Source organism: Kiloniella sp. (genome assembly GCF_048270245.1).
Taxonomy (GTDB): domain Bacteria; phylum Pseudomonadota; class Alphaproteobacteria; order Kiloniellales; family Kiloniellaceae; genus Kiloniella.
On record NZ_JBLWTH010000008.1, the window covers coordinates 108908 to 123798 of the forward strand.

A 14891-nucleotide genomic window follows, 5' to 3' on the forward strand; every position below is an offset into this window, starting at 1 on the left:
TAATAATTTCACTATCGAAGCATAAAAAACGGGTGTTTTGTTTAGTTTAGCTTACAAACAAACTCTGTTTTTATTTGTCGTGCGTTCCAATATATTTATGACAAGAAACACAATCGGAACAATTTATATGCGTATAAATATCTTCAGCAACGGCCAAAACCAGATAACTGGATGAAAGTGCTGATGGGTTACGCTTTTATAGCTGTGTCAGATGGTGTTTTTCCAAAAGATCGACCAATAATTTTCCTGCATTTTCGCGATGGATACGGTGCACACGACGTGCTGTATCTGCATCTTTTGCCTCTATTGCATCAACAACTCTTGCATGATCTTCATTGGATTGCGCCGGAATTGGACGTAATGTTAAAGTTAGCATACGAACACGGTGAGATTGGTCAATAAAACGATCAACCAGCTCAATTAACCTATTGTTTCTACTCATAGAAACTAAAAGTTTGTGAAATTTTTCATCTGATAAAGCCCAAGCTTTGAGATCTTCTGCATGCAAAGCGTTATCCATCTCTTTCACAGTCCCTCGAAGAGATTCTATTTCTCCGCGGCTATGGTCATTTTTTGCTGCTTGCCACGCTGCAGTTGATTCTAATCCTGTCAAAAGAGCATAAATTTCCTGCATATCGGAAACGGATATTGGCTTGACCTTCATCCCATGACGGGCACGTACTTCGACGAGACCTTCAACTTCCAAACGTGTCATAGCTTCTCGCGCCGGGGTCCTGCTTATGTCCAGTAACTCAGCAAGTTCGCCTTCCATAAGCTGTGTCCCTGGGGGAAGTTCATTTTCCAGAATGCGTCGTTTAAGCTCTCTATAAGCTTTTTCAGTTAAAGATATTTTTGGTGATTTTGATTTCTTTTTCTTAAGTGTTGTCACCAATAATTATCCCCTTTGCATTTAAGCTATTTTTTAACAATTCTATTGCGTTTATCAAGACTTGTTTCAGCGATCAATCAAATTAAGGCACCTTCCTTGATCATTTGATTGATATGCAGCTTCAGCTACCTGAACATTAAGCAGATAATCTGATGCAGTATTCATCACCTCTTTATCGTATAGTAAATGATCAACAACATGACGTTGCAGATTAAAAACACAATCTCCGCCAAAATCGCAATTTTTCCAAGTATAACTTATTTTTTCATCTGTATTTTCACCATGTTGACGAAATGAGAGTTCAGCATCACCATTTAAAAACAGCGTTCCCTTCGCTCCTTCTATTCTTAATTCTCCCATGGTTAGGCGTCGATTGTTCGCTTTGTGATCTGACAACCTATTGCCATCAAAAACACCGCGTGATCCATTTACGAAATCGAAAATAATAATCCCGGCATCCTCACCTTTAATCACAGGATTCAAACGTCTTAGATCAGCATAAATTGATTTCATATCTCCAAACAGAAAACGAAAAACGTCAATTAAATGCACAGCAGTCTCGTGCACCAAAAGTCGATCCATTTGTTGAAAGTAAGGTTGCCGTTCCATATAAGCATCAGGCCCCTGACCATCCCCGGGGCGCAACGCATAAGAAATCTGATAGAGTTCACCTAGAATATTTTGCGCTAAAAGCTCTTTGGTTTTCAGGTACCAGGGCTGAAACCTGAAGTTTTCATGAATGATAACCTTCGCTTTTTTTTCTTTGATTAATGCTACCAGGTCAGTTGCATCTTTGAGCGAAGTTGTAAAAGGCTTCTGGCAAATCGCGGGAATTCCCCTCAAAACACATGATTTCACATAAGATTGGTGCGTTACCGGGGGGGTAATAATATCAACCAGATCAGGCTTAGCCTCATCAAGCATTTGATCAAAATCCTGATAGATAGATTTAATCTGATATTTATTCGCCAGTTCCTGAGCAGGTTCAATTGTTCGGTTACATACGGCAACCATTTCCACCTCGGGAATTCTGGCCCAGGCAGAATACTGAAACCGGCTAAAATATCCTGTCCCGACAGTTGCGACCTTTAACGTTTTTGACGGCTTCATCAGGATGCAGTCTCACTTTTCATCGAAGATTTGTTCGGGCCATCAAAATTCCAGTGCACCGGGGCATGTCCTACATAGTCCGAATCAAACGAATAGATTGATTGATCCAATAAACAACCGAGGTACCCGGTTTTTAAATCTGCCCCACCGAACGCAAGACTTGAAATATTTTTAAGCTTTTTACTTTGTGCATTATCCAGATGAGGACGCCCCATTTCCCCAGCTTGGAATGCTGCCTCAACCCACTCTAGATGATCATTATTACAATCTTCAATCATCACGGTTTGAGAGCCATCCGGTGCTATACGAATAACCCTGTTGCTCACAATAGATGTAATCCAAATGCCACCATCTGTATCAAATGTCATACCATCAGGGAATGTTCCCAAACCGAATTCAGCAACAGTGGTTTTATTTGAGAGGTCACCATTTTCAGCGATATCAAAAGATACCAACTTACGAGCAAAAGTTTCATTTACGTAGAGCTTGTTACCGTCAGGGCTAACCAAGCATTCGTTCGTATAACCAAGGTTATCCGCAACTATTCGGGGCGGTACATTTTCTGCTGATGTATCAACCAGTACGACAAACCCGTCACAAACATCAGGTTTATAACCTTCGCTTCTGGGCATTTTTCGTGTGCTGATCGTTATCCAGACACGCCCCTTTTCATCTAGATGTACATAATTGCTAGGTGGTAATGAGTTACCGTCAACTTCCAGACAAAACGGGGTTGTTGTGCCATCTTGGGCTATTCGATAAACCCCTCCATCTGTATCCCCTAAATGAGCAATCAGAACAGAACCATCCGGCATCAGACATATACCATTCGGTTTTAGGTTTAAGGATTTATCATTCGGTAACAAATACCACTGAGAACCATCGGCTTCTGTTATCCCGACGCCGCCGCGCCAATCAGCCGTATACAAACGACCATTTGATGTACTCAAAACACATTCTGGTCTGTTTAGGCCTGTCCCAACTTTCTCAATATTATCAAGACTTATCATCGTACTCATACCTTAAATACTCATTGTTAAGAATGAGCCTGAATTTATCTATTTAATCCAGGCTCATCATATCATAGCGTGAGGAATCTATCTGAATAACTCGACCATTGTCATGGATATTGCCGGAACGTAAGTCACGAGTAACAAAGCCGATATAGCAGCTAAATACAGTGGTGCCATAGCCCTTGCGATAGAAAGAACCCCTACGCCTGATATTCGTGATGCGACATAAAGTGTTGCACCAACTGGCGGCGTAAACAATCCAACAGCAACATTACACGTCATTATGACGCCAAGATGCACAGGATCTACACCAAAGCTCATTGCTGTAGGAATAAACAACGGTGCGGTCAGCAGGATTGCAGGTAGCGGATCCAGAACCAAACCAAGCATCAGTAAAACGACATTAACCAACAACAAGAAGGTAAACGGGCTTTCTGAAACGCTATTGATAAACTGTGCAAGCATTTGAGGAAGTTGTTCAAGTGTAATCAACCACCCCAGTACTGTTGTAGCACCGATTACAACCATAACAATGGCACTGGTTATAAAGGAATCAATGATTAGCTTAGGCATTTCTTTGATACTGAAGTCTCTGTAGAGAACAACTGTTACAAAAAAACCATATACCACGGCAACAGCAGCAGCTTCTGTAGGCGTAACAAGACCGCCAAAAATGCCACCTAATATCAAAACAGGCATAAACAAGGCCGGCGCAGACCGAACAAAAGACCTCCAAAGAGCTTTGGCCGATGTTCTTTGCCCCCCAGGATCACAGTTGGTTTTTTTGCCGATGTAGTAACAAACAGCCATAAACAAAAGACCAAAAATCAGCCCGGGAACAACACCCGCCAAAAACAAATCAGCGACAGAAACATTTCCCACAAAGCCATAAATAAGCATTGGAATGGATGGCGGTATAATAATACCGATCGTTCCTGCTGCGGCAACTAAACCGCCTGCAAATGCTTTGCTATAACCTTGCTTGGCCATATTTGGAATCATTACAGAACCAATGGCAGCAGAATCTGCAATTGCAGATCCTGAAATGCCACCAAAAAGCATAGATGCACCGACAACGACAAAACCAAGGCCACCAGGTAAGAAGCCAAAAGCCTCTTTTGCGAAATCAATAATGCGTTGGCCAACGCCGCCTCTGCCCATTAATTCACCCGCAAAAATGAACAATGGAATTGCAATGAAATGGTTTGGCTCAACTCCCCCAATAAAATTGAGGTAAACAGCCTGTAACGGATACCCTAAATCAAAGACAAAAATGGGTAATATAGCAGTGATAAGGATAGCCCAGACAAGCGGTATGCCGATCACAATCGTAAAAAGAAATACGGCGCAAATAAAGAGTAATATCATTCGAAATCCTCCCAGCTATGGTCATCGGATTTCGAAATCCCGCCATCAATATTTTTAGAAATATTCTGTACGTCTATTAAGCAATTATACAGATGAAAAATCAGAGTAAAGAGCATACCAATTGGCAAAGATGCGTACAAAAGCCCTACGGGCCAATATAGAACAGTCGTCTTTTGAGCCCAGGTATGTAAGGCAATGTTACTTCCATTATAAAGCACCGTTACGAGTATAATAGTGATAACCAAATTGATCAGAATCTGTAGAACTGATTGCAACCTTAAAGGTACTAAGTTTTCAACTATTTCTGTAACACGCATATGTGCTCCACGTGCTGTTGCTGCTGCACAGCCTAAGAAAGTCAGCCATAATAACAAAAACGCTGTGATCTCAAGCGACCAAGCCAAGTCAAAGCCTGCAGCTCCGCGTAAAACAGCGTTGGAAAATATAAGTAAGAGAACAATCACACCGCCACAAACAAGAAAAATATCTATCAATTGGCTTAGATATCTTAACAAGGCGGGATATCGACTTCGGTAATCCACAATACGGGCTCCCAAACTGGATAAAAGAGAAGTGCCCCCTCAAAAGAAAAGGCACTTCAATAACTTAAAACTTAATTTGCTGGGAGTTTTTTACGAATTTCAGCAGTATCGGCTAGAACCTTTTCAACTTCATCGCCATAAATGCCTTTGGCTTTTTCATACACAGATTGTACGGCATCACGGAAGGGGCCAATTTCCGGAACACTTACTGTTGCACCAGCTTTTTTCATTTCTTCAATTTGACCATTTACGGAATCACGAACCAGTTTACGGCTGAATGCCGACGCATCAATCGCAGCTTTCTGAACAGCAGCTTGATCTTCAGGAGAGAAGCTCTGCCATGTCTGCTCTGATACTGTTAGTGGTAAAGGACTATAAACGTGGCGAGTAAGTGTAATGTTTGGTGCTACTTCGTAAAAACGCAGCGATTTAATTGTATCTACTGGGTTTTCCTGTCCATTAACAACCCCCTGTTGAATAGAAAGATAAACATCGGTGATTGGCATCACAACAGTCTGGAAGCCAATCGCTTCCATTGTCCATCTAATCATATCATTAGGATAAACACGCATTTTCTTGCCCTCTGCATCTTTTGGCGATGCAAGGGGATCACTTGTTGTAAAGCTTCTAAAGCCAGCTTCCCAAGTAGAAAGTACGCGGAAACCCTTTTCAGGTAATTTTGCAAACTCAGATTTCATCCAGGCAGAATTATCATAAAACTCCCATCCCTGTTCATATGTATCAACAAGGAAAGGCATCGCCGTTAGATTCAAGCTTGGTTGATGTGTTGCATAACTTCCTGTTGCGGATACGGTAAAATCAACACCACCCAACTGTAATTGTTCAATAGCCTTTGGATCATTCGCAAGCTGACCAGATGGGTAAATTCTTACTTTATAACGCCCTTCAGTATATTCGCCGACTTTTTCTGCAAACACTTCTGCTGCAGCCTGTCGGGACCCTCCAGGATTATCTGTGTGACTAAAACGAAGAACTTTTTCAGCATACGCATCACCAGTTGTTATCATAGCTGTACCTAACAACGTGACCGCTGTAAGTGTTCCCGTCGTTATTTTTGATATTTTTTTTAACATTTAAGCCTCCCCAGCTAACGGCATGTTTTACCGTTTTTAAATCCAATTCGAGTTGCTGATTTAAATGGTCCCAAAATACGAACATCAACAGCAACTTCTAACCCGGATCACGATAAATTATTAAAAGTATGTGTCAATGTATTTTTTAATGTATACATTGACACATACCAAAACTATCTATCTAATACAAACCAACAGCAAATGCCAAATCAACATTAAAGGCTTGTTTTATATGAATTATTTAATTTCATTAGGCGAAATTTATTTTTTAAAAGACTTCACAAAATAAATTAAGCTCCTTCAAAGCAACCGCACGCAATTCACTCTTCTGAATAACTTTCAGGAAGAGATAAAAACCAAACAGGACAAAAAAATGAGTAAACCGTCTTTTCAAATTGCTACAATTAAAGGTGACGGAATTGGGGTTGATGTAACTGAAGCAACACTCGCCATCATCAATGCTGCACAACAAAGAGTCGAAGGTTTTAGCCTTGAGTATAATTACATTTCAGCAGGAGCTGGATACTACAAAGAAACGGGTAGTGATATTGAAACGGGTGGCGAAGAAGCAGCAGGGAATGCTGATGCTATTTTCCTTGGTGCTATTGGTCTTCCTTCAATCCGCTATGACGATGGTACAGAAATATCGCCCCATTTACGCCTAAGAGACCGCTTTCAGCTTTATGCAGGTGTGCGCCCCATCAAGGCATATCCAAATGCCCCACAGCGCCTTGCTGATCCCAAAGCAGCTGATATCGATATGATTATTTTAAGGGAGTCCACCGAAGGTCTTTTCTATTCAGCTGCAGTACATAATCGATGCCCAGTACAAACAGACGACGAAGTACAGGATATTGTCCGTATCACACGCAAAACCACTGAAAAATTACATGATTTTGCCTTTAAGTTAGCACAGAAAAGGAAAGAACGGGGGGGCAAAGGACAAGTCACCTGTGTTGATAAAGCCAATGTTTTTAAGTCGATGGCTTTCTTCCGACAGATTTTTGATGAAAGAAAATCGAACTTCAAAAACATTCAAGCAACATATAACTATGTTGATGCGCAAGCTTTGGATTTCATCAGACGACCTTGGGATTTTGACGTTCTGGTGATGGAAAACATGTTTGGCGACATTCTTTCAGATCTCGCTGGTGGGCTTGTTGGCGGTATGGGCATGGCATCATGTGGAGAGATTGGCGATAACCACGGACTTTTCCAACCAGCACACGGAAGTGCGCCAGATATAATGGGGCAAGACAAAGCGAACCCGCTAGCAGCAATTTTAAGTGGTGCTTTAATGCTTGATTATCTGGCAGATAAGTCTGGTGTTCTATCTCTGGAAAATGCAGCAAAAGTTATCGAACAGGCTGTTTATCAGGGTTTTAAAGATAATGCTATTCGTCCAATGGAATTTGGCGGTGATATGGGAACAAAAGCTGTAACTCAAGAAATCATCAAACGTATCCATCAGAAATAGACGAGAAAATTATGAGTATTATTTTAGGCTGCATCGCAGACGATCTGACCGGCGCCACCGACCTTGCCATGATTTTGGTTCGTGAAGGTATGAAAACGGTACAAATCGTAGGGGAACCAAATGCTGATACCCCTGCCCCAGATGCCGAAGCAGTGGTTGTTGCCCTGAAATCAAGAACGAATGATGCCCAAGAAGCAATTTCAATGACCATAAACTCTTGTAAATGGTTGCAATCTCTTGGTGCCAAACAAATCTTCTTTAAATACTGTTCTACATTTGATTCAACAGACAAGGGAAATATCGGTCCAGTAACAGATGCGTTGATGTCGCATCTTGAGTGTTCCAGCACAATCGCCTGTCCAGCCTTTCCAGAAAACAACAGAACCGTTTATCGGGGATATTTGTTTGTAAACGATGGATTGCTTTCAGAATCATCTCTTCGCAATCATCCTTTAACACCAATGAAAGATGCCAATCTTAACCGCATTCTTTCGACCCAATCATCAGCAAACATTTCAAACCTCTACTTTGAAGAGATCGAAATGGGTCACGAGGTTATTTCACAAACAATTGCTGAAAAAGACACTGGTCCTAGAACCATTCACATCACAGATGCATTGAATGACAATCATCTCAGATCTATTGGTAAAGCTTGTAAAGATATGAAGCTTGTCACAGGTGGGTCAGCTATTGCGCAAGGGTTGCCCCTAAATTTTCAAGAACAGGGTTTGCTTAGTTCAAGAAGAGAAGAGCAATTATTTTCAGCCCCCAAAGGCCCCAGTGTCATTCTGTCCGGCAGTTGTTCAGAAGCTACGCGCAGCCAAGTAAACTATGCACAAAACCACTTACCCAGTTTCTGTTTGGATGCCGTTGAAATATTAAATAACGAGGCCGTCGCAGAAAAAGCCGTCACATGGGCAGCTGACCACATAAAAGCTGACACACCTGTATTGCTATATTCATCGGCAGATCCTGCTGTTGTTAAACAAATACAAAGCAACGAGAACCAAGTGGATGTCGGCTCTCGCGTAGAAGCCGTAATAGGTGAGATAGCGCAACAACTTCATGCGCTCGGAGCATGCCGTTTTGTCGTTGCTGGCGGCGAAACATCAGGGGCTGTGATAAATACTTTAAATGTCAAAACCATGTCTATTGGTCCACAAATTGATCCGGGTGTTCCCTGGACCACGACAACTGTTGATAAAAAGCCAATAGCATTGGCCCTAAAATCCGGAAACTTTGGAACAGAAGACTTTTTCATAAAAGCACTGAACCAACTGAAGCAATACGAAATATCATAACAAGGTTATTTTTAATGCAATTTTTGGAACTGCGTCAGGATCTAATCCAAACTGTCCTGCAAATGAATAGAATGGGTATCAACCAGGGAACATCCGGGAATGCAGCAGCAAGAGTACCGGAAGGTTTTCTGATTACCCCCTCTGGAATGGCCTATGAAGATATTACGCCAGAAGACATCGTCCTAAAACGTTTCAATGGAACCTACGAAAGTCCAAACGGCTTACGAAAACCATCAAGTGAATGGCGTTTTCATGAAGATATTTTCAATGATCGACCAGATACAAATGCCATTGTCCATACCCATGGCAAAGCTGTCATGACGATTGCTTGCATGCAAAGGGAAATACCGCCATTCCATTATATGATCGGTCTTGCTGGCGGGGATACCATCCGTTGCGCCCCCTACCAAACTTTTGCGACAAAGGAGCTTTCAATTGTTGCAGTAGAAGCACTCAAGGACCGTAAAGCCTGTTTGCTTGCAAATCATGGACAAATCGCTTTGGGTAGCGACCTAAAACAAGCTTTATCCATGGCAATGGAAGTCGAAACGCTCTGTGATGTTTATTGGCGAACGCTCGTTGCCGGTGGTCCAACTATTTTGGATAAAAATCAAATGGATGAAGCACTGGAAAAGTTTAATAAAGGGTACGGTAGTGCCAAGGCTTTCGTCTCTAGTGAGAGTAAATAATTATGTATGTGATCATCGTAGATTTCGAGATTAAGCAAGAATTTATCAAACAATTTAACGAAGCGATGCTGAGACAAGCACAGACTTCTTTGGAAAAGGAAGAAGGCTGCACGCATTTTGATGTCTGCCAAGCACCAGATGAGCCACACAAGTTCTTCCTTTATGAGTGTTATACAAATGCCGCTTCATTTGATGTACACCTAAAGTCTGATCACTTCCTAGCGTTTGATCAGCTGGTTTCAGACTGGGTTACCCATAAAGAAGTCCGTTGTCTGGAAAAAATATCTAACTAATAGGCTCAATATTTACAGCCGACGTTTCAATTGCTTCAAGAAACGAATGTGCTGAAGAACGGGCAGATAACAAAAGAAAACTGTCTTCATCTTCATGTATAATTGTTGCCCCCAAATGTTCCATGATCGTTCTGGCGACAGAACCAACAGGAAAGACTGATGGATGGATATCAACAGGGCAAATACGCGCGAGCAAACGTCGGCTGTTAATTCCTGACAACCGTATCATAACGTAACTATCCGATTGATCCGTCAGATAAACCGCTTCACCAAGATCGTTTCGTACAGTTGAAGTGGCCGCGTTTCCTTCATAATCAAATATAAAAAAATATTGATCCTGTGCCATGCTGAAGAGAACAGCATTATCCCTCGATGAAGCAGATAACATCCCTGTTTTTGGCAACTCAATTTGATAAGAGCTTGCTAGGGCATTCACGAGTTCCTTTTCACCGTCTTTGGGAACAGCAATCGATACAATAGCTCGATCATTAACTTCTTTGATAGAAACCCCCACGAAGTCCCGGCTAAATCCATCCAACGGTGTATTGGCAGTAAGTGTATAATCAGGCACGGAGACGTTCTCCCTCTGGATCAATAAAGTGTGCAGAAACAATCTCAACCTCGATTTCGCCTCCGCGAAGAGGATCAGCAGCGCGTACCACTTCTCCCATACGTTCGCGTCCTTGTTTTATAAATCCAAGGCCGATGGAATGTCCCAGGTTCGGAGAATAGGCAACTGATGACATCCACCCCTCATCGTTAGCCATATTCACTGTCTTACCTTTCGCGATGAAATGAGCACCGGCTTTAAGTTCATCACTTCGATTAACAGGACGGAACCCAACAAGGCTTAAGCCATCTTCTCGATTTAGTTTTTCACGTTCGGAGAGGGTATTACCAATACAATCTTTTTTCTTGGAAACCATACGACCCATGCCGAGATCTTGCGCTGTTGTCTGACCATTAAGTTCATTCCCCGCTGCATGACCTTTTTCTATCCGCATAACGCCAAGAGCCTCGGTACCATAGGGCGTTACGTCAAACTCTTCACCCGCCGCCATTAAAGTACGCATCAAAGAATCTCCGTATCGGGTCGGCACAGCTATTTCATAGGCCAACTCTCCAGAGAAAGATATTCTGAACAAGCGTGCTGGAATGCCACCGCAAACTGTAATTTCACCACAAGCCATAAAGGGGAAAGCCTCGTTGGAAATATCGTGATCACTATCGACGACCTTCTGTAAAAGCCTCCGAGCATTTGGTCCTGCCACAGCAAACTGTGCGTACTGTTCAGTGCTTGAAATCAGGTGCACATCCATTTCAGGCCACAGGCACTGGCGACAAAACTCCATATGCCTGAACACACCGACAGCATTGGCGGTTGTTGTTGTCATAACAAAGTGATTATCTGCAAAACGTGCTGATGTTCCATCGTCCATTATGATTCCGTCTTCACGTAACATGATGCCATAGCGAACCTTGCCTACAGGTAATTTAGCGAACGCATTCGCATAGACCTTGTTCAGGAACTCAGCAGCGTCTTTGCCCTGAATGTCAATTTTTCCAAGCGTGGTGACATCGCAAACACCGACAGAGGATCTGGTCTGCGTGACTTCACGATCAACCGACTGTCGCCAATGTGTTTCACCTGATTTCGGGAACCACTGCGCGCGGTACCACATCCCAGCTTCAACAAAAACAGCCCCCTGCTCTTTAGCCCAGCTATGGCTTGGTGTCAGCCTTGAAGGACGGAATTCTTTTCCTCTGGCCCGTCCAGCAAGGGCACCGATTGCCACAGGCGTATAAGGTGGACGGAAAATTGTCGTTCCGGTTTCAGGGATTGTTTTCCCCGTACATTCCGCCATAACCGCCAAAGCAGGAATATTGGCTGTTTTCCCCTGATCCGTTGCCATGCCAAGCGTCGTATATCGCTTGAGATGTTCAACAGAACGGAAACCTTCCTGATGTGATAGCTTGACGTCCTTTACGGTCACATCATTCTGTAGATCGAGCCAAGCCCGTGCCTTGCTTTCTCTCACATGCCAAAAGGCTGATATTCCAATTGTCTCACCTTCTGATTTGGCAGCTATTTCTTTTGTTGGTTTGAAACCAAGGTCACTTACAGCCTTATTACCCAGATCATGTCCATCCTGTAGAACGGATGACAAAGACAAGTTACCAGCCGCAGCGCCCGCAACCATCATTCCCTGAGGCAATTCACCACCGGGCACAAAAGCAGCAATATCTTCGCGCCAAGTCGGACGTCCTCGCTGATGACAGGTCAATTGAACGTTCGGGCTCCAGCCACCAGAAACAGCAAGGCAATCCGTCGGAATTTTCTGGCCATTTGATAGCGTAATTGATTTTATATCGTGTCGCCCCTGAGTATTGACAATACGCCCCCCCATAACTACAGCAGCACCATTTGGCACATCAACAGGTGGCCGTCCATCACGGCTATCAATTACGGCCGTAATCTCTACACCTTTCGCCGCTAGGTCAGTTGCGGTACGCCAGCCATCGTCGTTATTCGTAAAAACAGCTACCCTTTTGCCGGGAAGCACCCCCCAACGGTTCACATAGGCCCGAACAGCGCCCGCAAGCATAACGCCCGGTCGATCATTGTTACCAAAAGCAATTGGACGCTCGGTAGATCCAGCACACAGAATAGTGCGTTTCGTATAAACCCGCCACAGGATCTGACGTGGTTTCTTTTGATTGGATTTATTACTGGAAGATACCAAGTGATCCGTAACACGTTCCAAGGCACCGATAATACCATGATCATAAGCACCATAGGCTGTTGTGCGTGTCATCAAGCGAACGTTATCCATCGCTGACAATTCTGCGATTACCTGTGTTGCCCATTCATGACCACTTTGATCATTCACGGACAGGGTTTCTGCATTCAGGCGACCACCCATACGGAAATCTTCATCCATCAGGATAACACGCGCCCCTGTACGGCCAGCAGAAAGTGCTGTGGACAAACCAGAAGGCCCAGCACCGACAACCAAGACATCACAATGTAAAAAGCCCTTATCATAGATATCCGGGTCATCTTCACCGGATAGACGACCTAAACCTGCCGCAGCACGGATAACAGGCTCATAGAACTTTTCCCAGAAAGCTTTCGGCCACATAAAAGTTTTATAATAAAATCCCGCAGACAAGAATGAGGAGAAGAAATCATTCACCGCCATAAAATCATACTTCAACGACCCGCGATGGTTCTGACTTGTAGCCTCTAACCCCTGGAACAGTTCTGTAATTGTCGCACGGGTATTGGGTTCCTGATAGGCCCCAGAACGAAGCTGCACCAATGCATTTGGTTCTTCCGATCCAGCTGAGAAAATCCCCCGAGGTCGGTGATATTTAAATGATCGACCAACCATTTTGTGCCCATTGGCCAAAAGGGCAGAAGCCAGCGTATCTCCGGCAAAGCCTTCAAGCGTTTGACCGTTAAAGGTAAAATTGAGCTTTTGTGCGCGGTCTATTATCCCGCCATCAATTCTGTTTGTCTGGCTCATTTGCCACCTCGGTCTGATTTGTCTGTTTGTTTGGCAAGGGCCACATCGCGGGCCAGTTCTACATTGATAATATCATGGGTCAGGGTATTTCGGGTCACGATCAACCAGGAACGATCCCCCTGCTCATGATACCAAAGCTCCCGATGTTCCCCTGCGGGATTGTCACGTAAATAGAGATAATCGTGAAACAGGTCAGATGCATTATCAGCTTGCCAATCAGGTCGGTCGATAAGAGATGCATCGCCTTTATATACAAATTCAGAAGCATCGCGAGGCCCCAGAAGAGGATGATTAATGATCATTTTCTGTGCTCCTAATGCAAGTTCGGTTGGGCGCCCACGCCCTTTTCATCAATCATCGCCCCGCGTTGGAAACGATCCAGTCGATATTCGGTCGCGACAGCATGTGGCTCATCTTTTGCTAAGAGGTGCGCATAACACCAACCACTTGCCGGCGTTGCCTTGAAACCACCGTAACACCAGCCACCATTGAAATAGAGGCCGTTAATATGTGTTTTGTCGATAAAGGGCGATCCATCCATAGACATGTCCATCACCCCCCCCCACATCCGCAGCAAGCGTGCACGACCAATCATTGGCATCAGGGCCATCCCCCCTTCACAGACGTCTTCAACAACCGGTAAATTGCCACGTTGGGCATAACTGTTATAGCCATCGATATCACCGCCAAAGACCAAACCGCCTTTGTCAGATTGCGAGACGTAAAAATGTCCGGCACCAAAAGTCACCACCCCTGGTAATATGGGCTTTAAACCTTCAGACACAAAAGCCTGCAAAACGTGACTTTCAATCGGCAACCGCATTCCAGCCATCGACATTACGCGGCTGGATGATCCGGCTACACACACCGCCACTTTTTTAGCTTTGATTGTTCCCTGACTGGTTTCAACACCACTACAAACACCATTTTCAATCACCATACCTGTTACTTCACAGTTCTGGATAATATCAACACCCCGACTATCCGCACCACGCGCATAGCCCCAGGCAACTGCATCATGACGAACGGTGCCACCGCGTGGCTGCAATAGGCCACCTTTGATCGGGAAGCGGGCGTTTTCGAAATCCAGACAGGGATACATTTCACGTACGCCGTCCTGATCCAGCAAAACAGCATCCGCCCCTGCAAGCATCATGGCATTGCCCCGACGCGCATAGGCATCCCGGCCAGCATCGTTATGGAAAAGATTTAAAATACCACGTTGAGATACCATGGCATTGTAGTTGAAATCCTGTTCAAGATTTTCCCATAGCTTCATAGAAAATTCGTAAAAGGGTTCATTCCCCGGCAAAAGATAATTGGACCGCACAATTGTTGTGTTACGTCCAACATTTCCAGAACCAATCCACCCTTTCTCGAGAACAGCAACGTTTGTGATGCCAAATTCTTTTGCAAGGTAATAGGCCGTTGCTAAGCCATGCCCACCGCCGCCCACAATGATCACATCATATTCGTCTTTTGGTTTTGGGGTTCGCCAGACAGGTTTCCAGCCTTTATGTCCTGTCAGCGCTTCTTTTATGACCTTAAAGCCAGAGTATTTTAAACCTCGGTGTTTCATCACATA

At 43.9% G+C, this 14891-nt stretch carries 14 protein-coding genes; 4 read left to right on the forward strand and 10 right to left on the reverse strand.

The window, feature by feature from the left end:
* Positions 1-196 precede the first annotated feature (196 nt).
* The 6 genes from ACN0W5_RS16495 to ACN0W5_RS16520 form a co-directional block, all read right to left on the reverse strand.
* On the reverse strand, positions 197-889 hold the full coding sequence (locus tag ACN0W5_RS16495; RefSeq protein WP_417455179.1) for a GntR family transcriptional regulator: 693 nt from the start codon (positions 887-889) through the stop codon (positions 197-199).
* Positions 890-955: 66 nt separating this feature from the next.
* Entirely contained in the window at positions 956-1999 is a 1044-nt protein-coding gene (locus tag ACN0W5_RS16500; RefSeq protein WP_417455180.1) for a Gfo/Idh/MocA family protein, read from the reverse strand.
* Entirely contained in the window at positions 1999-3018 is a 1020-nt protein-coding gene (locus ACN0W5_RS16505) for an SMP-30/gluconolactonase/LRE family protein (protein WP_417455181.1), read from the reverse strand. Before ACN0W5_RS16505 ends, ACN0W5_RS16500 begins: the two co-directional genes overlap by 1 nt.
* Before the next feature lie 78 nt (positions 3019-3096).
* Positions 3097-4380 carry a TRAP transporter large permease gene (locus ACN0W5_RS16510; protein WP_417455182.1) on the reverse strand — a complete coding sequence of 428 codons (1284 nt, stop codon included), beginning with the start codon at positions 4378-4380 and terminating at the stop codon, positions 3097-3099.
* Positions 4377-4922 carry a TRAP transporter small permease gene (locus tag ACN0W5_RS16515; RefSeq protein ID WP_417455183.1) on the reverse strand — a complete coding sequence of 182 codons (546 nt, stop codon included), beginning with the start codon at positions 4920-4922 and terminating at the stop codon, positions 4377-4379. Before ACN0W5_RS16515 ends, ACN0W5_RS16510 begins: the two co-directional genes overlap by 4 nt.
* Before the next feature lie 71 nt (positions 4923-4993).
* Positions 4994-6016: a TRAP transporter substrate-binding protein gene (locus ACN0W5_RS16520; RefSeq protein ID WP_417455184.1), complete on the reverse strand. Its 1023-nt coding sequence runs from the start codon at positions 6014-6016 to the stop codon at positions 4994-4996.
* Between the two features lie 373 nt (positions 6017-6389).
* Between ACN0W5_RS16520 and ACN0W5_RS16525 the strand changes: the two genes are divergently transcribed.
* Genes ACN0W5_RS16525 through ACN0W5_RS16540 form a run of 4 tightly spaced genes read left to right on the forward strand, consistent with a single transcriptional unit; the run spans position 6390 to position 9776 of the window.
* Positions 6390-7493 (forward strand): isocitrate/isopropylmalate dehydrogenase family protein, encoded by a 1104-nt coding sequence (locus ACN0W5_RS16525; RefSeq protein ID WP_417455185.1) that lies wholly within the window; start codon positions 6390-6392, stop codon positions 7491-7493.
* An 11-nt stretch (positions 7494-7504) separates the two neighbouring features.
* Positions 7505-8794, forward strand: a complete 1290-nt coding sequence (gene otnK / locus ACN0W5_RS16530; protein ID WP_417455186.1) for a 3-oxo-tetronate kinase — start codon at positions 7505-7507, stop codon at positions 8792-8794.
* Between the two features lie 14 nt (positions 8795-8808).
* Entirely contained in the window at positions 8809-9483 is a 675-nt protein-coding gene (locus ACN0W5_RS16535) for a class II aldolase/adducin family protein (RefSeq protein ID WP_417455187.1), read from the forward strand.
* A 2-nt stretch (positions 9484-9485) separates the two neighbouring features.
* A complete protein-coding gene (locus ACN0W5_RS16540) occupies positions 9486-9776 on the forward strand; it encodes a putative quinol monooxygenase (RefSeq protein ID WP_417455188.1) in 291 nt (96 codons plus the stop codon).
* Here the strand turns inward: ACN0W5_RS16540 and ACN0W5_RS16545 are convergent.
* The 4 genes from ACN0W5_RS16545 to ACN0W5_RS16560 are packed head-to-tail and all read right to left on the reverse strand — an operon-like array spanning position 9769 to position 14885.
* Entirely contained in the window at positions 9769-10347 is a 579-nt protein-coding gene (locus ACN0W5_RS16545; protein WP_417455189.1) for a sarcosine oxidase subunit gamma, read from the reverse strand. The genes ACN0W5_RS16540 and ACN0W5_RS16545 overlap by 8 nt on opposite strands.
* Positions 10340-13306, reverse strand: coding sequence for a sarcosine oxidase subunit alpha family protein (locus ACN0W5_RS16550; protein ID WP_417455190.1), 2967 nt, complete (start codon positions 13304-13306; stop codon positions 10340-10342). Before ACN0W5_RS16550 ends, ACN0W5_RS16545 begins: the two co-directional genes overlap by 8 nt.
* Complete coding sequence (locus ACN0W5_RS16555) at positions 13303-13608, reverse strand: sarcosine oxidase subunit delta (protein WP_417455191.1); 306 nt, start codon at positions 13606-13608, stop codon at positions 13303-13305. Before ACN0W5_RS16555 ends, ACN0W5_RS16550 begins: the two co-directional genes overlap by 4 nt.
* Before the next feature lie 11 nt (positions 13609-13619).
* Positions 13620-14885 (reverse strand): sarcosine oxidase subunit beta family protein, encoded by a 1266-nt coding sequence (locus ACN0W5_RS16560; protein WP_417455192.1) that lies wholly within the window; start codon positions 14883-14885, stop codon positions 13620-13622.
* Positions 14886-14891 lie beyond the last annotated feature (6 nt).